Origin of the sequence: Nocardioides sp. Root190 (assembly GCF_001428565.1) — a bacterium.
In the GTDB taxonomy this organism is placed as follows: Bacteria; Actinomycetota; Actinomycetes; order Propionibacteriales; family Nocardioidaceae; genus Nocardioides.
Genome location: NZ_LMIA01000001.1, coordinates 531,378 through 556,692, shown reverse-complemented (window position 1 = coordinate 556,692; position 25,315 = coordinate 531,378). Strand labels below are relative to the sequence as shown.

The following is a 25,315-nucleotide window of genomic DNA, read 5'->3' as shown; positions in this document are numbered from 1 at the left end:
GCAATGAGCAACGCCCGACCCTGGGTGATCGGTGCCGTCGTCGCACTGGTCGCCGTGGCCGGGTTCAAGATGGTGTCCGGGGAGGATCCCTACGTCCTCGACGTCGTGACTCCCGCTGCCGACGGTCTCGTCAAGGGCAGCCAGGTCCGCATCGGCGGCCAGGATGTCGGCAAGGTCGGCGAGATCACCGTCGAGGGTGACCAGGCCCGGATCTCGCTGGAGATCAACCCGGACAGTGCCCCGCTGCACGCCGGCACGACCGTGAACGTCCGCTGGAACTCCGTGGTCGGCCGCCGGTACGTCGACCTCGCGCCGGGGCCTGAGTCCAACCCGGTCCTGCCCGAGGGCAAGCTCCTCGAGGCGAAGACCGAGCGGGTCGAGCTCGACGACATCGTCAAGGCGCTCGACGAGCCCACCCGGGCCAAGGTCAAGACCCTGGTCGGCCAGCTGGACACGACCCTCAACCGGTCCGATGCCGACCTCAACGCGACCCTCGAGGAGGCCGGCCCGTTCGTGGAGGCCCTCGGTGAGGTGCTCGAAGGTGTCGGCAAGGACGGGGAGGCGATCTCCGGTCTGGTGACCAACCTGCACCAGGTCACCCAGGCACTGTCCTCGCGCGACGCCGACCTGGCCGGAACCGTCCAGGACCTCCGTGCCCTCGTCGGCGTGGCCGTGCGCCAGGCCGACCAGGTGCGGGTCGCCCTGGACGAGGTTCCCGCCACGCTGCGGACCGCGAAGGCGTTCTTCGGGAAGGTCCCCGGTGCCGTCGACCAGGCCGTACCTCTGCTCGAGGACCTCCAGCCGGCCATCGCCAAGCTGCCGTCGGTGGCCAAGCGTCTCGATCCGGTCCTCCAGGACCTGCGTCCGGTCGTCGCCGAGCTGCGTCCGACGTTGACCGCAGCCGACGAGCTCCTCCAGCAGACCCCCGGCCTGCTGACCATCGCGACGCAGACCGTCCCGGACCTGGAGACGGCGCTGACCCAGCTCCAGCCCGCGGTGAGCTTCCTGCGGCCGTACACGCCCGAGATCGTCGGCTTCCTCACCAACTGGGCCTCGCTCTTCTCGGCGAAGAACGCAGCCGGCCACTTCGGGCGCGCGATGATCCCGGCCTCGGTGTCGTCCTTCAACAGCAACCCCGGCATCCTGCCGCCCTTCATGTTCCAGGCGCAGGAGCCCGAGCCCGGCTCGCTCATCGAGCAGCCGTGGACCGATGCGAACGGAGATGGTGTCCGATGAGTGCCACCCAGTTCGTCCGTCGCGGTGCGATCGGTGTGGTGGCGATCGCGGTCGTCGCCGTCGGATTCACCGTGGTGGACAGCGGCGAGGACAAGGGCCAGATCACCACAACCCTTGCCGACGCCGGCCAGCTGGAGAACGGCGCCGAGGTCCGGGCGTCCGGCGTCCGCGTCGGCGAGGTCTCCGAGATCGTCCTGATCGACGGCAAGGCCAGGCTGACGATCGACGTCGCCGACGGAGTGCTCCCGCTCCACGACGACGCGACGCTCACCATGCGCCCCGTCAACGTCCTCGGTGAGAACTACATCGACCTCGACCCGGGTTCCGACAAGGCGCCCTTCACCGACTCCTCGGTGATCCCCGAGGAGCGCACCACCACCGCCGTCACCCTGCAGGACGTCCTCAACACCTTCGAGGACCCGACGGCTGCTGGACTCGCGAGCCTGGTCACCACCCTCGGCGAAGGTCTCGACGACAACGGCGCCGAGCTCGCCAAGGCGTTGAAGCTCCTCACTCCTGCGATGCAGGACACCGGCCGTCTCGGCGGGATCCTCTCGGAGCAGAACGACGTGCTGGCCAGCCTGGTCAAGGCCACCGATCCGGTGGTGGCGGCTCTCGCGGCCGACGACGGCAAGACCCTCGACTCGCTGGTGGAGTCGACCAGGGACACGCTCGCCGCGCTGGGCAACCAACAGACTGCTCTCGAGCAGACCTTGATCGAGCTGCCCGGCACCTTGGTCTCCGCCCAGCGCACCCTCGCCCGGTTCGGGGCGACGGCCAAGGCAGGCACGCCGACCCTCAAGGCACTCCGGCCCCTGACCGGCGACCTCGACGAGGTGGTCGACGAGCTGCGCAACTTCGCCGACTCGGCCGACCCGGCGCTCGCGTCGCTCAAGCCCGTGCTGGACGAGGCGGATGCACTCCTCGATGTCGCTGCTCCCGTCGTCGCCGAGCTGCGCCAGGCCGGACCTGACCTGGCCACCACGGCCGCCTCGTTGAAGCCGGTCAGCCGCGCACTCCTGGACAACCAGCTCAACGGGGTCATGGAGTTCGTCCGCAAGTGGGCGCTGAGCACCAACGGTCGCGACGGCCTGTCCCACTACTTCCGCGGCGTCATCTACGTCACGCCCTCGACGCTGTCCCAGCTGGCACAGTCGCTGATCCCCGCGGGGATCCTGCCTGCGGGCTCGCAGCCCAAGGTCAAGGCCAAGGCGCCCAATGTGCTTCCGGGACTGCCCGACGTCGGCAAGACCGTCGGCGACCTGCTCACCTCGCTGAACCTCAACGGCCTGCTCGGGCTCCTCGGCAAGCAGCCGGCCAAGGCGTCCAAGCAGTCGGCAACTGACCCGTCGAGTGCCCTCGGCCTCACCGCCCAGCAGGAAGAGAACCTGCTCGGCCAGCTCCTGGGAGGACGCAAGTGAGCCCTCGTCCCGTCCACCGCGACGTCGCCAAGAAGGTCGTCGTCGGCGTGGTCATGATCGTGGCCCTCGTCCTCGTCGGCTGGGTCGGCGGCATCGTGCAGACCGGCGGCGCACTGCCGGGCAGGAGCTACACCTATGTCACCGCGCAGTTCGACGACGTCGGCATCCTCAAGACCGGCAAGGACGTCAAGCAGGACGGCCTGCGGGTCGGCACGGTCAGCAAGATCGAGTACGTCGACGGCCTGGCCCAGGTGACGATGCGCATCGACGGCAAGGTGGACGTCTACAAGGACGCCACGGCCTTCGTGGGCAACACCTCCGCGCTCGGCAAGAAGTACGTCGGGTTCGACCCGGGCACCCCGGACGCCGGTGACCTCGGTGAGGAGATCCTCGCGGTCGAGTCCACCAGGGGATCCACTTCTCTGGAGGACGTCCTTTCCGCGCTCGACCCGAAGACGCGCGCCTCCCTGCAGAAGGCGATCGGTTCGCTCGCGGTCGGCACCGCCGGTCACAGCGAGGACCTCAACGCGGTGCTGGCTGCAGCACCCGAGCTGCTCACCGACCTCGAGACGGTGATGGAGGCGGCCGGCAGTGACCAGGCCGACATCGCCTCCCTCCTGATCAGTGCCGATGAGCTCGTCAACCGGTTCAACGGACGCGCGGGCGAGATCGAGAAGCTCGTCGAGAACGTCGACCGCACCGTGCAGGCACTCGGTGTCGACGACGGGAAACCGCTCGAGGACACCGTCGCCCAGCTGCCCGAGACCCTGCGCACGGTGGAGACGGCTCTCGACGACCTGTACGAGCCGCTCGGTGACGCCGAGGTCGCACTGCGCGACCTCGAGCCCGGCGCACGCGCCCTGGGTGCGGCCACACCGGACCTGCGGGCCTTCCTGCGGGACTCGCCCGTCCCGCTCGACAAGGTGCCCGGTGTCGCGGACGACGCCGTCCCTGCCGTGTCCTCGCTGACCGAGACACTCGACGACGCCCGTCCGCTCCTCGACCCGCTCAAGTCGTCCGTGGACAGCCTCGCGAAGCTGCTGTACCGGTTCGCGCCGTATGCCGGTGACGCCGAGAGGTTCTTCTCGCAGCACGACCTGCTGTCCGGAATCCTCGACGGCGACGACAGCAAGCACTACTTCGCGGCCCAGCTCACCGGCGTCGGTCTGTTCAGTGTCAACGGCTTGCCCGACCCGCTGTACCGATCCGAGTTCTACCCGTGTCCGGGGACCGCGTGGACCCACGCGACGGCGACCGACTGCAGCGGAGGGGCCAACTGATGTCCAGGAGTCATCGCAAGGACGAGGTCTTCGGTGCTGTCGCCAAGGCCGAGCAGGCGAGGTCGCGCAACTTCCGCCTCGGCGTCCAGTTCTACGTCATGCTGGTCCTGGTGCTCGGACTGCTCGCGGCCAAGTCCGAGATCACGTCGTACTTCGCCGGCGGTCGCACGATCACCGCGGAGTTCGCGGACACCTACAAGCTGAGGGCTCACGACTCGTCGGTGAAGATCTCCGGCCTGACCGTCGGCACCGTGACCAGCATCGACCGGACCGACGACGGCACCTCGATCGTGACCATGAAGGTCGACGAGGACGCGCTGGAGACGGTCGGGGGAGAGCCCCTTGCCAAGATCGAGCCGCGCACGCTGCTCGGCGGCCGCTATGCCGTCGAGCTGCACGCCGGCGGCTCGGGTGACGACTTCAGTGGCGAGATCCCCTTGGCCCGCACCTCGGCCCCGGTCGAGCTCGACCGGGTCGCCGAGGCGCTGCCCGCAACCGCCCGTGAGGCCCTCCGGGGCCTGGCGGGGACCGGGGGGAAGACTCTCGCGGATTCCGACGACGAGCTCAACGCCCTGCTCGACACGGCGCCGGAGATCCTGGCCCCGGGTGCGGATGTCGTCGAGGCGGTCCGGGGCACCCGGCCCAAGGCCGACCTCCCCGCCCTGGTCAGGGACCTCGACACGACGGCCGACGTCGCGACGCGCCGCAAGGGTCAGCTCCGTGGGATCGCGGTCAACCTCAACACCGCCAGCAGCGTCCTCGCCGAGCGCCGCGGTGAGCTCGCCGAGACCCTGGCGCGTCTGCCCGAGACGATCCACAGCACCCGGGTCGGTCTCGACGGTCTCACCGAGACGGTCACCGAGCTGGAGGCCACGGCTGCGGACCTGCGGCCCTCCGCTCCGAAGATCGTCGACCTCATCGATGACCTCGACCCGCTCCTCGACGAGGCCCGGCCGCTCATGGCCGACCTCAAGCCGGCACTGCGCGACCTGCGCCCCGCCGTCCAGGAGCTGGTGCCCACCGCGAGCCGGGCGACCGGGGTGCTCAAGAATCTGCACGGTCCGGTCCTCGACCGGGTGAACGGTCCGGTCTCGAAGTTCATCCTCAACCCGTGGAAGGGCACCGGCCCCTACGAGGGGGGTGCGGGCGGCTACATGGCCGACCACAAGTTCTACGAGGAGCTCGCCTACATGGCGACCAACATCGACCGGGCCTCCATGTCGCAGGACCAGCGCGGATCGACCCTGTCCTTCCAGGCCGGTGTCGGACTCAACTCGCTCTCCGGGCTGCCCTTCGACCTCGACAGCCTCGTGACTCTCGCCCTCGACCAGGCGGGCATCACCGGGGCCCTCCGATCGTCCATCTTCGAGAACCTGGGGCTCGTGCCGTGAGCAAGCTGGAGACCGCCGTCGAGCGGATGAAGAACACCCCGGGCCTGGGGCGCGACGTGACCCTTCTCGTGTCGCTCCTGGCCGCAGGAGTGATCGTGACGACGTACATCTTCGGGCAGTACCACGTCATCAAGCCGTGGGACGACAAGTTCGAGTTCGCTGCGGAGTTCGACGAGGCCCCGGCGATCCAGCTGGCCAGTCGCCAGGAGGTCCGGATCGCAGGGGTGTCGGTCGGCCGGATCACCGACGGCGAGCCCACCGACGGTGGCAACGCGAAGCTCACCCTGACCATCGACGAGGGACACGAGGTCTACAAGAACGCTTCGCTCGTGCTGCGTTCCAAGACTCCGTTGAACGTCATGTACATCATGCTCGACCCGGGCGACCCGTCCGCGGGAGCGCTGCCCGAGGGCGGGGTCATCCCGGTGACCCAGACCGAGCGGGTCCTGCAGCCGTACGAGCTGCTGGACGAGCTCGACGACCGGGCCCGCGCCGCGCTCACCGACCTGGTCACCCAGGCCGATGTCGCCCTCGCTTCGGCGCCGACCGACCTGGCGCCGGGACTGAAGGCCACGGACAAGGCGGCGACCAGCTTCCAGGACGTCGTCGATGCCCTGCAGGCCCGGCGGGGCAACCTCCGTCACCTGATCACCTCCGTCTCGCAGATCGCCACGGCGGCCGGCAAGGACGACGAGCGTCTCGACGAGCTCGTGAACGCGTTGAGCGACACGCTCGAGGTCGTCAGCAATCGCGAGGCCGAGCTCAGCACCTCACTCGCCAAGCTGCCCGGCGTCACCACGACCCTTCGCAACGCGATGGGCGACGCCAAGACGCTCACCGACGAGCTCAGCCCCGTGCTGCGCAAGCTGCACGACTCGGCCAGCGAGCTGCCCGGCACCATCTCCGACCTGGCGGGCACGGTCAGCAGTGCCAAGGACCTGGTGGCCAAGGCACGCCCGGTCATCCGCGAAGCGCTCCCGGTGATCGCCGACCTGCGGCCGCTCACCGGTGACCTCCGCTCCGCCGTCACCGATCTGGCTCCTGTTGCAGCGAACCTGCCCCAAGCCACCAAGCGCCTCGTGCCCTGGCTCGACGACCTCGGTGGCTTCGTCTACAACACCTCGTCGTCCTTCAGCCTCGGTGACGTCAACGGCGGCCTCGGACGCGCCAACCTCGTCGTCAAGCTCACCGATCCCCTCGGAGGTCTGTCGTGAACGCCACCGCAGCGGTCAAGGGCAGTGCCCGCGCCGTACTCACGGATGCCCGCCTGCGCACGGTCGTGCTGTTCACGCTCGCGTGCGCCGTCGGCTTCGGACTGCTCTGGGTCAAGGCCGGTGGCCAGATCCCGGTGATCGCCGACCGCGGCGGCTACCAGGTGTCCTTCCAGTCCTCCGACATCAAGAACCTCAAGGAGTTCGGCGAGGTCCGGATCGCCGGCGTCCGTGTCGGCCGGGTCGAGTCGACCGAGCGCGACGGCGACACCGTTCGCGTCACGCTCAGCATCGAGGAGAACGCAGCGCCACTGCACGACGGAGTCAACGTCCGGATCGGCGTGAAGTCGCTCGTCGGGTCCTCCTTCGTCGAGGTGGTCGACGGTGAGGGTGCCGAGCTCGAGGACGGCACCCGCATCGAGGGCGCCTCCGTCACTCCGTCGGTCGATGTCGACGAACTGCTCGACACCCTCGACGAGCCCACCCGCGTGCACCTCAGCGGGGCCGTCCAGGCGCTCGACCAGGCCACCCGCGGCCGGGGCACCGACATCGACGCCGTCATGACCGGTCTGGGCCAGGTCGGGAACGAGGGCAGGACCGTGCTCGACGCCATCGCGGCGCAGAGCGAGGACCTGAAGGAGCTGAGCGTCGAGGCACGGCTCCTGCTCGACGCGCTCGACACCGGGCAGGGCCAGATCGTCGGGCTGGTCAGCGATGCGCAGAAGCTCACCCAGGTCACGGCCGACAACCAGGCCAAGATCGAGGAGACCGTTCGCCTGCTGCCCTCCGTCGTGGGCAACGTGAACACCGCTGCCGGCAAGCTGAGCGAGCTCAGCGAGCCGCTCACCCCGATCGCCGCGGACCTGCGGGCTGCCTCGCCCTACCTCTCGCGGGCACTGACGAACCTCAAGCCGGTCTCGCGAGACCTCCGGGCCCTGCTGCCCGACCTCGACGGCGTGCTCGACCAGGCCCCGGCGACGCTGACCAAGGTCAAGCCTCTCGCCAGGACCGTGAGCTCCCTGGTGCCGGACGCCCAGCGGACGCTGGCCGATGTCCAGCCGATGCTGAGCTACCTGGCGCCGTACGGCCTGGACCTGGGCGTGCTGTTCGCCAACTTCGGTGGCTCCTTCGACGTGCCGGCCGAGGACGGCATCATCCCGATCCGACTGACCGCGACCGCCGAGGGTCTGGGCACTGTGCGCGGCAACCCGGTCAAGCTGGTGCACTCCGACAAGGGTGGCCTGCTCTGGAACAACCCGTACCCGCTGCCGGGCAACGTGAACAACCCGCAGCCGTACGGGACGAGCGACTACCCGCGCATCGAGCGCAAGAAGTAGCCTCCGATGGGACGAGCACCAGACCTCACCACCCAGCAGCGTCGCCTGACGGCGCTGCTGGGGGTGCTGGTGCTCGCCGCCTTCACCGTCGCCGGCCTGCTCAAGGTCGAGATCGACACCAGCACCGCGTCATTCCTGCCGTCAGGGGATCCGGCCCAGGAGGCGTTGGAGGCCAAGGCAGACGACTTCGGCGGCGACCCGGTCATCGTCGTGCTGGAGACGAAGGAGGAGCGCTCGCTCTTCAACGACCCGGATGCCCTGGTGCGTCTGGTCGGGCTCGAGGGCGAGCTGGCTGCGCTGCCCGACGTCGCCGCGGTCTACGGCCCCGGCACGGTGCTCAACCAGACCGCGGGCGCGGCGCAGGACATGCTCGCGCAGATCTCCGGCCGGCGTGACGGCTACCGCCAGGAGGTGATGGCGACCGCCCGTGCCAAGGGTGTCGCCGAGGACAAGGTCAAGGCCCTCGGCGAGGCTGCTGTGCAGCGCTTCGACGAGCGGTACGGCGCCCTCATGGTGCAGGGACTCCCTGCCGGACTGCCCACCCTGAAGAACCCCCGCTTCGTGCAGACCGTCCTCTTCGACGAGGAGACCCTCGACGCACGTCCTCAGTGGCGCTATCTCGTGCCCTCGCCGAACAGTGCGGCAGTGCTGGTCCGGCCGCGGGCGAACCTCGACGCCGACGGGACCGCCCGACTGGTCGACGGTGTGCGCAAGGCTGTCGACGGCGCGGACCTCGACCTGACCCGTACGACGGTCACCGGTGCGCCGGCGATCGCCGCAGGACTGGCCGATCGTGGCCGGTCCGAGCTGCCGGTGCTGGGGGCCATCGCCATCGGCGCGGTGGGCCTGATCTTCCTGCTCGTCGGCTGGACCCGGCGCCGGTGGTCGCGACTGCGCCCGACCGCCGCCGCCCTCGTGGGTACGGCGACGACGCTGGCCTGCTTCGGCTGGGCCGGCCAGTCGGTGTCCCTCGGTGTGGTGGCGTTCCTCCCGATCCTGCTCGGCATCGGCAGCGACTTTCCGCTCTACCTCTCGCGCGGCAAGTGGGACCGGGCCGTGCTCGTGACGGCGGTGGCCGCCATGCTCGGCTTCGGGTCACTGGTGCTCTCGCCGCTGCCCTTCGTCAAGGAGCTCGGCGTCGCCCTCGCCGTCGGAGTCGGGCTGACCGTCGCCGCCGCCCTGGTGATCCGCTGGTTCCTCGGCCCCGTGGCCCCTCCGGCCACCGCGTCCCCGGCTCGTCGCGCTGCCGCCCCGAGCGGCGCGGTCCGTGCCACTGCCGGTGTGGTCCTCGTCGTCAGCGCGACCTTCGGCTGGATCGCGATGTCGGGTCTCGATGTCGAGGCCCAGCCCGACGAGCTCGCCGCCGGTCTCCCCGAGCTCGAGGACGCCCAGCACGCCGAGGACCTGCTCGGCTCCTCCGGCGAGGTGAGCATCGTCGTCCGCGCCGACGACGTCACCGCGCCCGAGGTGCTGGCCTGGAGCCAGCAGGCCCAGACCAGGATCGTCACCGAGCTCGGCGACCGGGTGCACCCGGTGCTCAGCGTCGCCGACCTGCTCGGCTTCCTCGGCGACGACCCGACCCCCGAGCAGGTGGCGGCGGCGATCGAGGTGATGCCGCGTTACCTCACCTCGTCCGTGCTCCGCTCGGACCGCTCCGAAGGACTGGTCGTGCTGGCCGTCGAGTTCGACGACGTCGCCGGACTCGGTGACCTCCTCGGCGAGCTCCGCACGGCCATCGGTGCGGCACCGGACGGCACCGAGGTCGACGTGGTCGGCCTGCCCGTCTCGGCCGTGCGCGGACTCGACCTCGTCGACGACGGACGCCTGTTGATCAACCTCGCCGGGATCGGCCTCGCCGGTCTCGCGATCCTGATCGGCCTGCGTTCGCGCGACGACGCCCTGCGCGCCGTCCTGACCGTCGTGGTCTCCACCGGGTGGGTGGCGCTCCTGGCCGCTGCCACCACCGGTGCGCTCAACCCGCTGACCATCGCGCTCGGTTCGCTGGTCACCGCCACGGGGTGCGAGTTCTCGGTCATGCTGCGCCGCGGCTCCGAGCTCCGGACCGTCGCGACCGCTGCCCTCGCCGGCACCACCGGCTACCTCGTCCTGGCGCTCTCCGAGCTCGCCGTCCTGCGCGACTTCGGTCTGCTGCTCGCCGGCGGCGTGGTGTGCTCGTTCGTCGCGGCAATGGTGGTCGACCGGATCATCCTGCCCGCACCCCGGGAGGTACCTGTCGTCGTACCCTCCCTCGAGGACCTGGAGGACACTGCGCCGTCGGTGACCCTGGTCAAGGAGGTCGTGTCGTGATCGAGGCGTTGAAGCACCTGCTGGAGGGCACCCGGGGCAAGGCCGTCGCGGCGGTCCTCGCGCTGCTCGTCGTGGGCGGTGTCGTCGCCGTCGTGGTGAGCCGCGCCGGCGCGCTGCCCGACGACGCTGCCTTCCGCTACGACGACCGCGTGGTCACCGCGAAGCAGCTCGACGACCGGGTCGAGGTCCTCGGCGCGTTGTACGGCGTCCAGCGGCCCGACGACGACTCGAAGAGCGACGACTTCAACCGTGACGCCGCGAAGTCGATGGTCGTCAGCCTCGTCCTGGCCGCCGAGGCAGCGGACCGCGACATCGAGATCTCCGACAAGGAGGCGCAGACCGAGCTCGACAAGCTGATCGACCAGCAGCTGACCGGCGGCCGCGACGCCTTCGTCCAGTTCCTCGGCGACAGTGGCATCTCCGAGCGCGACGTGCTCGACGAGATCCGCGCCCAGCTCGCGACCTCCCGCCTCGTCGAGGAGGTGACCGCCGAGGTCCCCGCCGCCACCGAGGCCGAGGCCCGCGCGACCTACGACGAGTTCCGGGACGAGATGGTCACCCCCGAGGGCCGCCGCCTGGTCAACATCGTCGTCGAGTCGAAGTCCGACGCCGACCGCGTCGCCCGGCTCGCCACCAGCAGCGGCGAGCTCGCCCCGCTGGCCACGACCTGGTCCCTGGACGGCAGCACCCGCGACTCCGGTGGCGACCTGGGCCTGATCACCCGCGACCAGCTGGAGAAGGCCTACGGCGATGCCGCCTACGCCGCCACGAAGGACGCGATCTTCGGCCCGGTCAAGACCTCCTACGGCTGGAACGTCGGCCAGGTCACCGAGATCGTCGCCGCCCGCCCCGTCAGCTTCGACGACGTGAAGGCCGAGATCATCGAGCGGCTCACCGCCGAGGACAAGCTCGAGGTCTGGCGCGACTTCATGGCCGACGTGCTTGCCGACGCCGAGGTGGAGTACGCCGACGCCTATCTCCCCGAGGATCCCGACGGCCCGCCTGCCGACGTCACGCCCTCTGCTCCGGTCTCGACACCGGGAGCGCCTGCTCCTTCCTCGCCTGCTCCTTCCTCGCCGGTTGAGTAGGGCCTGGCGGTCGGGTCCCGGCTGGGCTGTCACACGCTGTTCCCGTCGTGGTGGGCGGTGGTGCGCTGCAACACGCTGTCCGGCTGACTCCTACGCCGTTGGCGTCGTCAGACCGGTGCTGCAACGGCGTGGAAGGTACGGCAACGGTCGGGTAGTCGGGTGGACAGCGTGTTGCAGCGCTTCTCGGAGCCGACGCCCCAGCCCATCCTCACGGCATCCACCGCGGCAGGAGAGGCTCCTGTCGTACGGCGGGCCGCGGCCGTGCCCGACGCGGACGGAACTGCGCGAGGTCACTGATGTCGGTGCCGAACCTGGAGCAGGTGTCGAGGTACTCCCGTCGGCACCGATCCAGTGCGAGGTGGCGCTGACGTCCGAAGAAGTCCTCCCACGTCAGGTGGGAGACACCCGTCTTGAAGCTCGTCACGAAGTCCTGCCGCAGTTTCGCGGACTTCAGTACTTCGTCGGGTGGTGCTGTGGCCACGCCTCCGCGCTCGAACGGCAGCAGCTTGATGAAGCCGTCGATCTCGAAGAAGTGTCGCCCCAGCCGCAGGTCGCACCAGGCCGTCTGTCCGTCTGCCGTCAGTCCGAACTGCAGCTGGGGCCGCCCGTAGCCCAGATCTTCGACGAGGTCGCGACCGAGCGTCTCCGCCACCGAGTCCGCGTGTGCCGACATGGAGGCGATGATGTCGCGCAGGACAGTGGAGTACGGCCAGCACCACATCTCGAACAGGGCGGACTCGAAGTCCGCGCGCGTCGCGCCCATCCGCAGGGCGGAGTCGGCCGCCACCAGGCCTTGGAGGTAGCCGCACTCGCGCCCGATGTCGAGTGCGGTCCGCGGACCGTCTAGCACCGGAACTCCGCCCACGATGAGCACCTGGTCAGGCCGATGCGGTGCGAGGTGGTGCTTGACGCCATGGCGAAGATGGGACCCGACGATGCCCGGCCGGGTGATGTGGGTCGTCGGATCACGCTCGTGCAGCACGCCGAGTCGGAGCACGTGGGCCGCCGAATGATGGCTCATCGTATGGGGTGCGGCGACCCGCAGGCTTGCCGCGCGGTCGGCCAGGAGCCGTCGCTGATGGTGGGTGGTGAGGAGCGCGACGTACGAGCTCTCGGCGTACACGCCTCGTCGTACCGCCACCCAGAAGCCGGTTCGGACCCACCGGTCGATCGTGTGGTCGCTCAGACCGGCCTCGCGAGCCTGGGTGCGGGTGATCAGTCCCCACTGGGCGCTCATCCGCGCCATCACGTGTGCGTTCATGCCGCACAGGTTGCGTGCCCGGACGGCCGTCTCGCTGCGCTGTCACGGATCCCTGTGGATGGCCCGCCGGAGCACCAGGACTGTGGATCTCAGGTGGCCGACTTCGGAACTCGGCGGAGCGGTGATGCAACACGCTGTCCGCCCGACTCCCACGCCCTTGCCGTCGTCAGACCCGTGCTGCAGCGGCGTGGGAGGTACGTCGACCGCCGGGTAGTCGGGTGGACAGCGTGTTACAGCCCAGCCCAGCCCAGCACGACGGCACCAGCGTGTGACAGCGCGCCTCAGCGCCCGCCCAACCCCCGCCGCAACAGGAACCGGGTCTGCTCCACGACCTTGGTGATCGAGGTCCGCCCCGGCGACCACCAGTCCAGTGCGCTGTTCAGGGCGCCCAGCGCGAGATGGCGGGCGACGGCGAGGTCGACCGACGCATCGATCAGCCCCTGCTGCTGGGCATCGCGCAGCAGCCCGGACCAGGTGCGGTGGTAGCGCTGCAGGATCGCGACGTGGCGCAACGGCGGGTCGGCGGGGAACTGCTCCTGGTTGCGGAGCACCACGCGGGCGATGTCCGGGGAGGTCATCGTGAACCTGATGTGGGCCTCCGCGACGGCGTCGATGCGGTCGAGTGGGCCGGCATCGGCGGGGAGCGCGTCCGTGGCTGCCGTCGTCTCGTCGAGCAGTGACTGCGCGCCGGTGGCGGCGACCTCCTCGATCAGCTCCTCGCGGCTCGCGAAGTAGTAGTAGATCGCGGGTGCCTGGACCTCGGCCTCCTTGGCGACGTCGGTCAGCCGGGTCCCGGAGTAGCCCTCGCGCGCGAGGACCCGGGCCGCTGCGTCGAGCACCCTCGCGCGGGTCGCCTCGGACTTCGCCGTCGCCGTACGGTCTGCCCGACTGCCTCCCCTGCTCACCACAGGGGTGAGTCTAGGAGTCAGTTCGTCGCGGCGGCGGCGGTATCCGGCTCGTGACGTCCGAGCGTGCCCGCGGTTCGGGCATGGTGGGCGGTGACGGTGACCTGACCGATGGTGCGCACGGTCAGGGCGATGCCGCCGACCACGGTGAGAGCGGCCAGGTGGACCAGCCACATCGGCGGGTCCTCGAAGCCGTGACGGACCGAGAGGTAGAGGATCCCGGTGCCGAACAGTCCCATCCCGAATGCGCTCGGCACGACCGTGATGAGGCTGGCCTGCTCGAGCGGCGTACGCAGGACCGGCACCAGGCCGAAGGCGACGAGGCCTCCGACGAGGGCCGACATGGCGTTGGTGAAGGCGAGGAAGACCGGGTAGCCGCCGAGCACGAACGGCTGGTGGTCCTGGTAGCTGTAGACCTCGAGGAACGTCACGTAGCTCAGCTCGGCGGCCAGCGCCATGACGACGATCGTGCCGTACATCGACCAGACGTTGCGCATGGTGGGTCGCTTCATCATCGAGCGGGCGACGAAGACCGCGGCGCCGCCGTAGAACGCGAGGTACGCCGCCGGCACCCAGACCGGCTGGGCGCTGCCGAAGGTCGTGTAGAGGTGGGCCTGGCCCTCCTCGTAGAACCACAGGCCGTACAAGTGGTCGTAGAGCGGCTCCATCAGCGCGGTGAGCCCGCCGCTGACGAGCAGGAAGAACTGCCAGACCGTGCCCTCGCGGCGCCACAGCACGAAGCAGTACGCGATGGCCGCAGCGGCCAGGCCGAAGGTCAGCACGATCGAGATCAGCTGCCCGATCTCGTTGACGGGTTGGTCGATGCCGAAGGTGTCGACGGGTGCCATCAGACCGTCCTCCTCGTGGTGGTGGGTGGGTGGAAGAGGCCGTCGACCAGTCGGAGCGCGGCTCCGGCGACCTGGTCGACGACGAGGTCGTCGTGCCACCACTCGGGAACCCAGTTCAGGGCGCCCAGCAGCAGCATCCGGGTGATCGCAGGATCGAGTCCCTCACGCAGCTCGCCGTCGGCAGCAGCCTCGTCGAGGACCGACTGCCACACGTCGTACAAACGGCTGGTCTCGGTGACGAGGGCCGCCCGGATGCGCGGTGGGACCTGGCCGGCGTTGCGGGTCACGGCGGTTGCGAAGTCGCTGAGCTCGAGCGCGACCCTGAGGTGAGCCGTGGTCAGGGCAGCAGCCCTGTCGCGGGCGCTCGTGTCGGCGGGCAGTGCGTCGAGCGCGGCGAGCAGGTGGGCGCCCACGGTTCGCTGTCCCTGGGTCAGGACCGCCGTGATCAGCGCGGCACGCGAGGGGAAGTAGTGGTAGATCGCCGGCGCCTGTACGGCGGCGCGCTCGCCGATCTCGGCCAGGTGGGTCTTGGCGTAGCCGCGTGCCCGCAGGGTCGCGGCGGTCGCGGCGAGGATCCGGTCGCGCGTCTCGACCGGCCGCAACACGGGAGGCAGGTCGGCCGGGGGCGCCGGCACCGGGACCTCGGCATCGCTGAGCAGGCCGAAGCGGACCAGGATCCGTGCGTGGGCGATCAGGTCCTCGAGGGGGACCCGGGCGGGGTCCCACCACTCGACGGCCCAGTTCAGGGCACCGATCGTGAGCATCAGGTGCAGGCGCCGGTCGCTGTCCTCGGCGAGTCCGTTCTCGGTGGCGGCCTGCTCGAGGAGTCGCAACCACAGCGCGCGGTAGGCACGGAACTGCTGGCGCTGCCGTTCGCGGATCTGCGGCGGGACCTGTCCGGCGTTGCGGATCGAGGCCTGGGTGTAGTCGGAGATCGCCAGCTCGTGCCGGAGGTGTTCCTCGACGGCGGTCAGCAGTCGCTCGGTCGCGCTCTGGTGCTCACTCGCTGCGACGGCGTCCTCGACATGGCGACGTAGCCGAGACATGCCAGACCACAGCACCTCCTCCACGACGGCGTCGCGGGACTCGAAGTAGTAGTAGATCGCGGCGGGTCGTACGTCGGCGGCCTTCGCGACGTCCTGGATCCGCAGTCCGGCGTACCCACGCTCGGCGAGGAGGTGGGCGGCGGCATCCAGGATCCGCTCCGCGGTGCCGCGGCTCTCGGGGGAGTCCCCGGTGGGCGCGCCACTGTCCCCGGCCTGCCGTGGGAGCGGCGGACCGGGGAGCAGGGCGAGCGGTGCGGACAGGGTCAGACACCGACCTTCTCGGGAGCTGGTGGTGAGTCAGGAGCTGCGGCAGGTCGCTCGACCCACCGGACCGGCGGCCACTCCGATGACGGCGGCTCGATGTCTGCATTCCAGCCGATGCTCTCGATGTAGCGGTGGCGGGCGGCGGGGGTCATGAAGCGCGACTTGAAGAGTCCCCAGAAGGTCCAGTTCAGCGACGACTCGGTGCACACGAGATCACCGAGCTTGCTGATCCAGAAGACCGAGAGTGCGAGCGAGCCGGAACCGATGACCCACTGCAGCCAGGTCGGGATGTCGGCGTTGATCGCCAGGAACACCGGGAAGCCGGTGCCGAACTCGGCGGCCGTCGTGGCGACGATGCCGATCGGGACGACCCAGAGCATCTTGAGGCCCTTGCCCTGGACCCGCGGCCACACGTAGTGCAAGACGACGGCGATCGAGCAGATGGCGGCACCGTTGATGAAGGACCAGTAGAACGGGAACTTGTAGAACTCGAACGGCTGCTGGCCGTAGTACTCGTAGACACCCATGATCACGCCCGGGTGCTCCATGATCGCGTCACTGATGCCGACCGCGGCGAACATCAGGAAGAACGCCCGCTTGTTGATGCCCTTCTGGATGACCGACCAGATCCAATAGGCCTCCAGGCCCATGAACAGCGCGTAGCAGGGCGGAATCAGCAGTGGGACGGGGATCCCGAAGTTGGTGAAGGCGGGCCCGTGGATGTTCTCGGACCAGCGCAGGTGGCCGACCAGGTCGAGCATCGGCTCGCCGAGGGAGGTGCCGAAGCCGGCGAGCAGCATCAGCCAGGGCAGCGGGTCCTTGTGCTTGAACAACCGGATCGTGGCCCACGGAACGGCCAGGCCGACGACGAGCAGCCCGGCCCAGAACAGGAAGAACCAGGCGTCGAAGTCGCTCGCGATGATCGGCGAGGGATGGGGGAGCAGGTTGCCGTAGCCATCGATGGGCGTGTACCCGGGCTCGAACCCGGGGGGCACAGGGGCCGGATCGGTGATGGTGTCGGTGCCGAAGAGCAACATGTGCGTCCTTCAGGAAAGGTCGCCATCGGGCGATACGAACAGAATGTACTCTGATCGTACATAGTGTTTGATTTTAATGCCAGATAAAAATCAAGTGGATCGAACCGCTCAGGAGGCGCTCGCCCGGTCGAGGGAGTCGAGGGTCTCCAGATCGACCATCGCCTGCCCGATCCTGCTGATCAGGGCTCGGACGTGGGCCTCCGGCTGCAGCGGCGCGAGCTTGCCGACCATGAACGTGTAGGTCCAGAAGACGAACCCGTGCAGCATCTGCTGGCGGTAGGCGTGGAAGGCGTCCTCAGCGCTCGGCGGCTTGCCGCCGGCCTTGGCCAGCAGGTCGCAGTAGAGCTCGATCAGGTCCCGCTCCCAGGCCCTCCTGTCCTCGATGGTCAGGGCCGCGCTCAGCGCATAGGCGACATCGAGGGCCCAGCTGCCCCGGCCGATGCTCTGCCAGTCGTAGAGGTGCAGGGTCCCGTCCGGGACCTGGAACCAGTTGGCAGGGTGGACGTCCTGGTGGAGCAGGGTCTCGGGGCCTCGTACGGCGTGCTCCAGCGAGCGCATCAATCCGCCACGGATCTCGCTCTTGCGGCGGTGCAGCTCCTCGGGGATCTCCTCCTCGGCAAGACGCATCCCGATCAGGGCGCCCCTGTCGAACTTGATGAGGTTGTTGAACATCCGCTGCCACTCGTGGGCGTCCTGGAGTGCCCAGTCGCGTGCGAGGCGCGGGTCCTCCCACATGGCCCCGTGGTAGCTCGCCATCTCGGCCACCATCGACTCGGCTGCGGCGCGGTCGACGTACATCGTCGACGCATCACGAAACACGGCGCCGCGCGCAGTGGCGATGTCCTCGGTGACGACCATCGAGCGGCAGGTTCGCGGGTCCCAGGCTCCGTGATGTCCGTGAGGTGCGCCGATCCCGGGCAGGTGCGGCCGGATCGAGGAGTAGAAGAGTGCTTCCGCGCCCGCTGCGCCGGTGACGCCGACGAGGAGACGGTTGAGAAGGGTCGGGGTCGACTTCGTGTAGAGGTGGGCGGGCAGCCCGCCGGCGACACCTGCCTCGTTCCACTCGACGGTGATCCCACGACGGGAGCTCGTGCCGTCGGAGCCCTCGCGAAGGTCGACGGAGCGCGCGATCGCTCCGGACACGGCGGCGCCGACCGTCCCGGTGATCCACTCGGGGGTGAGTTGGTCCACGCTGCTCGGCACCACCGCGGGATCAGTGACCGGGGCGAGGCCGCGGAGCCGCTCGCGGGTCCGCACCCCGCTCACACGCAACACCGAGGTCAGGAAATCGAGCTGTTCGCCCATTGGGGGCCTCTTTCGTCGTTCGGGATGAGAGTCTGCCGGTGTGAGCCGCCGGGCCGCGGCGCGGGCACCGTCGATCCTGTCGTGAATGGACACGACCCGGTCCGCTGGGGCAGCAGCGAACCGGGTCGTGTGGTTGTCGACAGGCAGGTCAGGGCCTCTCAACAGGCCTCGGGGTCAGGAGCTCATCGACCCGGGAAGGGGTCGTCCTGGCCCGAGGTGTACGGGTTCGCCTTGTTGCGGTCGCGGGCGAGCTTGTCCTTGAGCTGGCCGATCCGGCCGCCCTTGTCCTCGAGGCCGAACTGCTTGAGCATCGTGCGCGCGGCGTTCTGGCCGGGCATCCCGCTGATGCCGGCGACGGGGTGGGTGCCGGACCCGGTGAGGAACAGGCCGTCGACGGGGGTCTTGTAGCCAGCGAGGCCGGCGACGGGCTTGTTGGGTCCGAAGCGGCTCAAGGTCGGGTCGACGTGGTAGACGGAGCCGTCGATGGCCCAGAACCGCTCTTCGATGTCGGGCATCACGAGCGGGTGGACGGCGACCTGCATCTCCTCGACGCCCTTGTAGAAGCCGTCGGCGTCGCGGATGACCGAGTCGGTGATCTGCTTGCGGGCCACGTCCCAGCCGTCCTCGGGGATCGAGGGAGCCAGCCCGGACCAGAACCACCACAGGTCCTTGCCCTCGGGTGACATGGACGGGTCGAACGCGTTGGTGACCTGTGCCAGACCGGGGATCGCCTCGGGTACCTGGCCGCGAACGCACGAGCGCGCGGCGGCGAGCGCCTGCTCGTAGGTGTGGTAGCAGTTGCAGGCGATCCGGAGGTCGATGCCGTCGCCGCGCCACTTCTCGTGCTTGCTCATGTCGATCCTGCCCGAGAGGGCGACGTTGACCTTGAGGTCGGAGATGCCGCGCTTCTTGGTCGGGATGTGGTCGGCGGCGTTCTGAATCTTGGGCTCCAGGACGCCCCGAGGGAGCAGCCGGGTGAGGGTGGTCTTGGGGCTGCAGGCCGTGAGGACCGCGCGGCGGGCCTTGATCTCGGTGCCGTCGGCGATGCGGACACCGGTGGCGCGGTTGTTCGCGACCAGGATCTCCTCGACCGGCGAGGAGGTGATCACGTCGCCGCCGTTGTCGCGGATGACCTTGATCAGAGCCTTGGGCAGCGACCCGGTGCCGCCGTGGAACATCGCGACGCCGTACTTGCTCAGCACGCCGAGGTAGATCAGCGACCAGCCGGAGAGGTCGGCGTCGAACGGCATGAACGGCAGCGAGGTCAGCAGGGGAGCACGGATCATGTCGTGCTCGAAGGACTCCTCGATGGCCTCGGCCTGAGAGGAGGTCATCCAGCGACCCAGGGCGGCCATCTGCTTGCGGTTCTTGACCAGGCCCTTGGCCGACTTCAGCACGTTCATGATCTCGGGCTTGGTGGGGCTGGTCTGCATCATCGGCAGACCGAGCTCGACCGCGGCGTCGATCACTTCGTAGAGCTCGAGCAGGGCCCGGGCGTCCTTCTTGGAGAAGTACTCCAGCTCGGCCGCGGTCTTGCGCGGGTCACGCCACAGGCCCAGTGACGAGCCGTCGGCGGCGAGCTGGAAGTGTGCCGGGTCGATCACGGTCTGGCGCAGGCCGTAGCGCGACGACAGCTCCAGGTCCTTGTCGATCGTGGTCGTACGGAACAGCGAGGCCTGGATCGAGGCCTCGTTCATCGTGTACTCCGGCGCGCCGGGGAAGGGGTTGGTCGACGTCATGCCACCGGCGGTGGGCGACGCCTCGACCACCAGCACGTCCAGCCCGGCCTTGGCCAGGTAGGCGGCGGCGACGAGGCCGTTGTGACCGGAGCCGACAACGACGACGTCGGCCTCTCGGGGGGTCTGATCGTTCTGCGACATGGCGGTTCCTCGGGGCCGGAGGTGAAACATTTTCTATTCCAGATTAGAGAATGATCGGCGTTTGCGCCAGTTCAAATTTACAGGTTCTTAAAATCTCCTCCTTGGGCGAGGCTTCGTCAAGGGATCTCCTGGCCCCTCTGCTCCGCCTGGCGTTCGCTTGCCGACCCTATTTTTCTAAGATAGATTCAAAGATGATCCGGGGTGAGTGTGACCCCGGCGTACGCGGAGGTCTGCGTCCTTGAACAACATCGCGATCAGTGACGCCATGTTCCTGCTCGGTGAGGCGGCCGGAAGGCCCGCGCAGGTGATCACCCTCCAGCTCTACCGACCGCCCGAGGGCGCCGATACCGCCGAGTGGGTGGGCGACTACTTCCAACAGCTGCTCGCCAGCGACGACCTCAAGCCGGTGTTCCGCCGGCGCCCCTCGCGAAGCCTGCGCTCCCCGTCGTCGCTGCGGTGGGTCGACCACGAGGCCGTCGAGCTCGACACCCATGTGCGTCACTCCGCGCTGCCCGGACAGGGCCGGGTTCGTGAGCTGCTGGAAGCGGTCTCCGTGCAGCACGGCGTCCAACTCGACCGGCGCCGGCCCTTGTGGGAGTTCCACGTGTTCGAGCGACTCGAGGGCGGCCGTTTCGCGACGGCCTTCAAGACCCATCACGCCATCGCCGACGGCATGTCCCTGGCCCGGCACGTCCTGGGCAGCTTGTCCACGGACCCGGACGACCGCACCCTGCGGCCGCCGTGGGCGGCCGATCCCGACCACGTGCGCCGTACCGGCACCAAGCCCGGGGTGAGCCTGGTGCCCAGCCTGGCGCCACTCCTGCGGAGCGCGAACGCGGTGCGGTCCCTGGTCGACATGGCGCGCGACGAGGCGGCCCGGGTGCCCTTCGTGGCGCCGCCCTCCCCGCTGAACGTCAAGGTCGGTGGCGCCCGCCGGTTCGCTGGTGACCAGTGGCCGCTGGAGCGACTGAAGGCCGTCGCCACCGCGTCCGGCGCGACCGTCAACGACGTCGGCCTGGCCATGGCCGGCAGCGCGCTCCGTTCCTATCTCGACGAGCTGGGGACCTTGCCGGACAAGTCGCTGATCGCGATGGTGCCGGTGTCCGTACGACGTGAGGGCTCCGGCTTCTCCGAGGGCGAGGGCAATGCCTTCGGTGCGATGCTCTGCGACCTCGCGACGGACCAGGCCGACCCCGCCCGCCGCCTGGAGGTCATCCGGGACCAGACCCGTGCGGCCAAGGTGCGCTTCGCCGCCATGAGCCCGGCCGAGGTGCTCGCGGTCAGCAAGCTGATCATGGGTGGTGCCGTGATCTCGGGGATGACCGGCATCACGGCACTGCCGCGACACCCGTTCAACCTGATCATCTCGAACGTGCCGGCCGCCAACCAGCCGCTCTACTACAACGGCGCGCAGATGACCGACATCTACCCGGTCTCGATGATCTCGGAGGCCCAGGCCCTCAACATCACGCTGACCCGGTACGACAGCCAGATGACCTTCGGGCTGGTCGGCGATCGGCGCGCACTGCCCCACCTGCAGCGGATGCTCATCCATCTCGACGACGCCCTCGGAGCGCTCGAGAAGACTGTCCTGGCCTGACGCGGTGGCTGCTGTCGACGACCTGCGTCCGCTCGTGGACGCCTCCAGTGCCGTGCTCCGGGTGACCACCGAGCTGGCGGGCCTCGGTGCTCGCCGGCTGCTGCGCGGTTCGGTGGGGCTCGTTCCGGCGGCGGTGTCAGCACGTCCGCAGGACGCGGAGCCAGGGCCCGGGGAGGCCAGGGATCCGAGCCGAGCGGCGCTCCTGCTCGGTGAGCTGCTCGAGGCTTCCCTGGTCCAGTCCTCCCGCGAGGCGGAGGACGTCCTGATCGCGAAGCTCGTGGACACCCTCGTACCGGACGAGGCGCGGATCATCGCCGCCCTCGCGACGCGGGAGTGGACGCCGATGGTGCACGTCGAGGCTCGTCGTGACGGCGAGGAGCACCTCGGTCTGCGCAACGCCTCGCTGATCGGACGCCAAGCGGGCGTTGCGCTGGTCCGTCGTACGCCGACATATGTCGGTCGGTTGCTCACCGTCGGGTTGGTCGCCGCCACCCCGGAACGGGACGACCGGAGTGAGGAGTACGAGGTCCTGCTCGCCGAGCCCGACGTGCTGGATGCGATCCGTCGCGCCGGCCGCGGTCCGGTCGGCCCCCGGATCCGTCGGGGCGGCCTGGTGTTGTCCGACCTGGGCACCCAGCTGTGGGCGGCTCGCCGGGCGAGCGGCGCGGGGGCGGAGTGACGCCGTACGTCATCGCAGGAGTCCAGACCTGGGCGGAGATCCGCGCCGATGTCAGCGAGTACTGGTACATCTACGCGTCGATGCCGGTGATCGCGGCGATCATCGGCTACGCCACCAAGATCGTCGCGATCGAGATGCTCTACCGGCCGATGAAGTTCGTCGGGATCGGCCCGTTCGGCTGGCAGGGCCTGGTGCCCCGGCGTGCCGGCAAGGTCGCGGCGGTGACGATCCGGCTGCTGACCGAGAACCTGCTCCGCGCCGAGGACCTGCTGGCCCGGATCGACGGGGCCGATGCCGTGCGCGAGCTGCGCGTACCGCTGTCCCACGCGGTCGACGAGGTCGCCCGGGAGGTCGTCGACCAGGTCGCGCCCGGCGGCTGGGACGCCCTCCCCGATCCGGTGCGCCGCCTCGTGCGTGCACGGGTCCAGCAGGAGGCGCCGGGCATCGTGGACCGGCTGCTGTTGGAGGTCCGTTCCGACGTCGACCAGTTCGTCGACCTGCACTACCTGACCGTGACGACGCTGGTGCGCAACAAGCACCGGCTCAACGACATGATGCGCCAGACGGCCGGCAGCTCGATGCTGTTCCTGCGGCGCACCGGTCTGGTGTTCGGCTTCGCGATCGGGCTGGTGCAGGTGGTCGCGTGGGCCGTGTGGCACAACGTGTGGATCATGCCGGCGTTCGGCTTCGCCACGGGCTTCCTCAGCGACTGGATCGCGCTCACGCTGCTCTTCCGTCCCCAGGAGCCGCGCCGCTTCCTGGGCAAGCGGATGCACGGCGTGCTGCACGCCAGCCGGGACCAGATCACCCGTGACTACGCGCGGATCATGGCGGCCGACCTGTTCCAGCCCTCGGCGTTGCTGGAGGCGGTGCTCACCGGCGGTGGGGCCGATCGGCTCTTCGCGATGGTGCACCGCGAGGTCGATGACGTCGTCGCCCGATCCCTCGGCCCGACGAAGACGCTCGTGGCCGTCGGCATCGGCACCGAGCGCTACGAGGCGGCCAAGGCGACCGTCGTACGACGGGTCCTGGCCCTGCTGCCCGAGATGCCCGAGGTGGAGGACTACGCCGCCCGCGTGCTCGACGTGGAGAACGTGCTCGCCGAGAAGATGGAGCAGCTCACGACCGAGCAGTTCGAGGGCATCATGCGCCCGATCTTCAAGGACGACGAGTGGCTGATGATCAGCGTCGGTGCCTTCCTCGGGTTCCTCGTCGGCGAACTGCAGGTCGAGCTGGTGACCCATCTTGGCGGAGCCTGACGGCTTCCTCGAACAATGTGTTCGATGACTGGACAAGGTGTTCGCTTGTGTCTATGGTCACTTTCTAACGACCCATAGATTCGCGGCGCGTGCGCGCTGTGCGAGAAGGAGGCGACCGTGCTGGGCGACCTGATCCTGACCCTGTCCGTCAAGACGGACAGCTGGTGGAACGACAACAACCCGCTGCTCGGCGAGGAGGGCTACCCGCCCAACGTCATCCCGTCGAACAAGCCGACCCTGGACGACGCGAGTGCTGGAGCGGAGATCGCGTTCTTCTTCATCGCCGGCGCGGCTGCGGTGATCTTCGCGCTGCCGTGGGCGGTCCGCGCGGTGAGCAAGCACCGCAACTGGGTGCCCCTCATCGTGCTCGCGGGCGGCCTGATCTGCTCCCTCGAGGAAGCGATGCTCGACATGCTGGGCCACCTGCACTGGGCGCCCAACCTGCAGATGGTCTACACCAACTTCGGCGTCTCGGTGCCCGCACTGATCCCGCTCTGCTACGTCGCCTTCCTCGGGATGATGTCGTACTTCTGCTACTTCGTGATCCGCAACGGCGCCAAGCTGCAGCACTACTTCATGCTGCTCGCGATGGGCGGCATCCTCGACGCCGTGATGGAGACGATCGGCATCAACCTCGGCGTCTACAAGTACTACGGCGTCCAGCCCTTCGAGTTCCTCAACTTCCCGTACTGGTGGGCATTCATCAACAGCGCCTCGTTCGTCGCGGTCGGCGCCCTGCTGGCGTACTTCGTCCCGCGCCTGACCGGCTGGCGGAAGATCGCCGTGATCATGGCGCCGTCGTACGGCATGGCCGGCACCTACTTCACCGTCGGCTGGATCCACCTCATCGCGCACAACTCGGCCCTGCCGGAGTGGGCGCGCTGGGTCGCGGCTGCCGCGATGATGGTCGAGGCCTGCTTCTTCATGGTGATCCTCCACCACCTCCAGGGCCGCAAGGCCGACGAGCCGGCGCTGGCCTGGACCCTGGGCCGGATGTTCCGCTACGTCCTGGTTCCCGGGAAGTCGCGCGACGCCCTGTGGGCGCAGATGGAGCGCGAGGGCGGCCTGGTCATCGACCGCGACCGCCAGGTGCGCGAGCTCGTCGCCTGCTGATCGCTCACGCCGTACGACGCGAGGGCCGGGATCCGAGAGGATCCCGGCCCTCGCGTCGTCTGTTCAGCCTGCGTAGAGAATGCGCCAGGTGAGCTCGACGACGGTGTCGAGCTGGAGCTCGGTCTCCTCGTCGCTCGCCGGCGCCACGATCTGGTAGAGCCCGCGCTCGAGCATCCACGCCAGCCAGGTCGCCGCCCGGTGCGCATCGAGGCGACGGCCTCCGCCGGTGCCGATGGTGCCCAGATGACCCTCGAGTCCCGCCACGGCGCGCTCGACGAGCGAGGCATGCAGGGTGCGCATGCCCGCGTCGTAGGACGCCGACTCGGTGATCGCGCGGAGCAGGAGCTGGTGGCGGCGGTAGGTCGCGAAGAGTGGCTCGAGAGCGGTGCGCAGGTCGGCCCGGTCGGCCGGCGACTCCAGCTGGAACCACGCCGAACCCGCTTCGGCCAGGTCGATGGTGATGTCCTCGCCCATCGCCCGCAGCAGGTCGGACTTGTCGTCGAAGTACGAGTAGAACGTCGAGCGCGAGATGCCGACCTGCGTGATCATCCGGGCGACGCTGACATCGGCGTACGTCTCGCCCGCCGCCAGCATCGGCGTCACCGCATCGATGAAGTAGCGGCCCAGCTCCAGCCTGCGCTCCTCGCGCGTCGGCTGCAGGGGCTTGGCGGGACGTGAGGTCGATACGGCCCGTTCCATGGGGTCAGCATAGAGAGTCGGTGTACGGCCGGCGAACAGGGTGTTCGTGGGTGGGTGGCGGCAGTTTCACCGCCTAAGCGGTGAAACTGCCTCTGGGCACATGAAACTCCGTGTGCTCAGAGGCAGTTTCCTGCGTTCAGTCGGAAAG

General features: G+C 69.2%; 20 protein-coding genes and 1 pseudogene. 12 read left to right on the top strand and 9 right to left on the bottom strand.

Going from position 1 to position 25,315, the window contains the following annotated elements; genetic code table 11:
• Window positions 1-3 precede the first annotated feature (3 nt).
• From ASE01_RS02630 to ASE01_RS02595, 8 genes are read left to right on the top strand one after another with little or no spacing between them, the layout of a single operon-like run.
• Window positions 4-1,236 (top strand): MlaD family protein, encoded by a 1,233-nt coding sequence (locus ASE01_RS02630; RefSeq protein WP_056748430.1) that lies wholly within the window; start codon window positions 4-6, stop codon window positions 1,234-1,236.
• Window positions 1,233-2,657 (top strand): MlaD family protein, encoded by a 1,425-nt coding sequence (locus tag ASE01_RS02625; protein ID WP_056748429.1) that lies wholly within the window; start codon window positions 1,233-1,235, stop codon window positions 2,655-2,657. The genes ASE01_RS02630 and ASE01_RS02625 overlap by 4 nt, the downstream gene beginning before the upstream one ends.
• Complete coding sequence (locus ASE01_RS02620; RefSeq protein WP_056748428.1) at window positions 2,654-3,937, top strand: MlaD family protein; 1,284 nt, start codon at window positions 2,654-2,656, stop codon at window positions 3,935-3,937. The genes ASE01_RS02625 and ASE01_RS02620 overlap by 4 nt, the downstream gene beginning before the upstream one ends.
• A complete protein-coding gene (locus ASE01_RS02615; RefSeq protein ID WP_157537049.1) occupies window positions 3,937-5,328 on the top strand; it encodes an MlaD family protein in 1,392 nt (463 codons plus the stop codon). The genes ASE01_RS02620 and ASE01_RS02615 overlap by 1 nt, the downstream gene beginning before the upstream one ends.
• Window positions 5,325-6,542 carry an MlaD family protein gene (locus ASE01_RS02610; protein WP_200958721.1) on the top strand — a complete coding sequence of 406 codons (1,218 nt, stop codon included), beginning with the start codon at window positions 5,325-5,327 and terminating at the stop codon, window positions 6,540-6,542. Before ASE01_RS02615 ends, ASE01_RS02610 begins: the two co-directional genes overlap by 4 nt.
• Window positions 6,539-7,876: an MlaD family protein gene (locus ASE01_RS02605; RefSeq protein WP_082605740.1), complete on the top strand. Its 1,338-nt coding sequence runs from the start codon at window positions 6,539-6,541 to the stop codon at window positions 7,874-7,876. The genes ASE01_RS02610 and ASE01_RS02605 overlap by 4 nt, the downstream gene beginning before the upstream one ends.
• 6 nt (window positions 7,877-7,882) lie before the next feature.
• Window positions 7,883-10,183 (top strand): MMPL family transporter, encoded by a 2,301-nt coding sequence (locus ASE01_RS02600; RefSeq protein WP_056748426.1) that lies wholly within the window; start codon window positions 7,883-7,885, stop codon window positions 10,181-10,183.
• Complete coding sequence (locus ASE01_RS02595; protein WP_056748425.1) at window positions 10,180-11,271, top strand: peptidyl-prolyl cis-trans isomerase; 1,092 nt, start codon at window positions 10,180-10,182, stop codon at window positions 11,269-11,271. The genes ASE01_RS02600 and ASE01_RS02595 overlap by 4 nt, the downstream gene beginning before the upstream one ends.
• Before the next feature lie 208 nt (window positions 11,272-11,479).
• Here the strand turns inward: ASE01_RS02595 and ASE01_RS02590 are convergent, their stop codons facing one another.
• From ASE01_RS02590 to ASE01_RS02560, 8 genes and pseudogenes are all read right to left on the bottom strand, one after another.
• A complete protein-coding gene (locus ASE01_RS02590; RefSeq protein ID WP_082605739.1) occupies window positions 11,480-12,532 on the bottom strand; it encodes a type IV toxin-antitoxin system AbiEi family antitoxin domain-containing protein in 1,053 nt (350 codons plus the stop codon).
• 281 nt (window positions 12,533-12,813) lie between these two features.
• Entirely contained in the window at window positions 12,814-13,437 is a 624-nt protein-coding gene (locus ASE01_RS02585; protein ID WP_162260261.1) for a TetR/AcrR family transcriptional regulator, read from the bottom strand.
• 20 nt (window positions 13,438-13,457) lie between these two features.
• Window positions 13,458-14,285, bottom strand: a complete 828-nt coding sequence (locus ASE01_RS02580; protein WP_200958720.1) for a hypothetical protein — start codon at window positions 14,283-14,285, stop codon at window positions 13,458-13,460.
• Entirely contained in the window at window positions 14,285-15,331 is a 1,047-nt protein-coding gene (locus ASE01_RS24745) for a TetR family transcriptional regulator (protein WP_056748422.1), read from the bottom strand. The genes ASE01_RS02580 and ASE01_RS24745 overlap by 1 nt, the downstream gene beginning before the upstream one ends.
• A 24-nt stretch (window positions 15,332-15,355) precedes the next feature.
• A pseudogene (locus tag ASE01_RS25535) lies at window positions 15,356-15,481 on the bottom strand (helix-turn-helix domain-containing protein); the annotation flags it as partial.
• 113 nt (window positions 15,482-15,594) lie between these two features.
• Window positions 15,595-16,632, bottom strand: a complete 1,038-nt coding sequence (locus tag ASE01_RS02570) for a hypothetical protein (RefSeq protein ID WP_056748421.1) — start codon at window positions 16,630-16,632, stop codon at window positions 15,595-15,597.
• A 108-nt stretch (window positions 16,633-16,740) separates the two neighbouring features.
• Window positions 16,741-17,907: a phosphotransferase gene (locus ASE01_RS02565; protein ID WP_200958719.1), complete on the bottom strand. Its 1,167-nt coding sequence runs from the start codon at window positions 17,905-17,907 to the stop codon at window positions 16,741-16,743.
• A 212-nt stretch (window positions 17,908-18,119) separates the two neighbouring features.
• Window positions 18,120-19,817, bottom strand: coding sequence for a phytoene desaturase family protein (locus tag ASE01_RS02560; protein WP_056748419.1), 1,698 nt, complete (start codon window positions 19,815-19,817; stop codon window positions 18,120-18,122).
• Between the two features lie 238 nt (window positions 19,818-20,055).
• On the opposite strand from ASE01_RS02560, the gene ASE01_RS02555 reads away from it, so the two are divergent.
• The 4 genes from ASE01_RS02555 (at window position 20,056) to ASE01_RS02540 (ending at window position 24,468) form a co-directional block, all read left to right on the top strand.
• Window positions 20,056-21,417: a wax ester/triacylglycerol synthase family O-acyltransferase gene (locus tag ASE01_RS02555; protein WP_056748418.1), complete on the top strand. Its 1,362-nt coding sequence runs from the start codon at window positions 20,056-20,058 to the stop codon at window positions 21,415-21,417.
• Window positions 21,418-21,421: 4 nt separating this feature from the next.
• A complete protein-coding gene (locus ASE01_RS02550) occupies window positions 21,422-22,096 on the top strand; it encodes a hypothetical protein (protein WP_056748417.1) in 675 nt (224 codons plus the stop codon).
• Window positions 22,093-23,355 (top strand): DUF445 domain-containing protein, encoded by a 1,263-nt coding sequence (locus ASE01_RS02545; RefSeq protein WP_056748590.1) that lies wholly within the window; start codon window positions 22,093-22,095, stop codon window positions 23,353-23,355. The genes ASE01_RS02550 and ASE01_RS02545 overlap by 4 nt, the downstream gene beginning before the upstream one ends.
• 117 nt (window positions 23,356-23,472) lie before the next feature.
• On the top strand, window positions 23,473-24,468 hold the full coding sequence (locus ASE01_RS02540; RefSeq protein ID WP_200958718.1) for a hypothetical protein: 996 nt from the start codon (window positions 23,473-23,475) through the stop codon (window positions 24,466-24,468).
• A 63-nt stretch (window positions 24,469-24,531) separates the two neighbouring features.
• Here ASE01_RS02540 and ASE01_RS02535 read toward each other — a convergent pair whose 3' ends face one another.
• Window positions 24,532-25,167, bottom strand: coding sequence for a TetR/AcrR family transcriptional regulator (locus ASE01_RS02535; protein WP_056748416.1), 636 nt, complete (start codon window positions 25,165-25,167; stop codon window positions 24,532-24,534).
• Window positions 25,168-25,315: the final 148 nt, after the last annotated feature.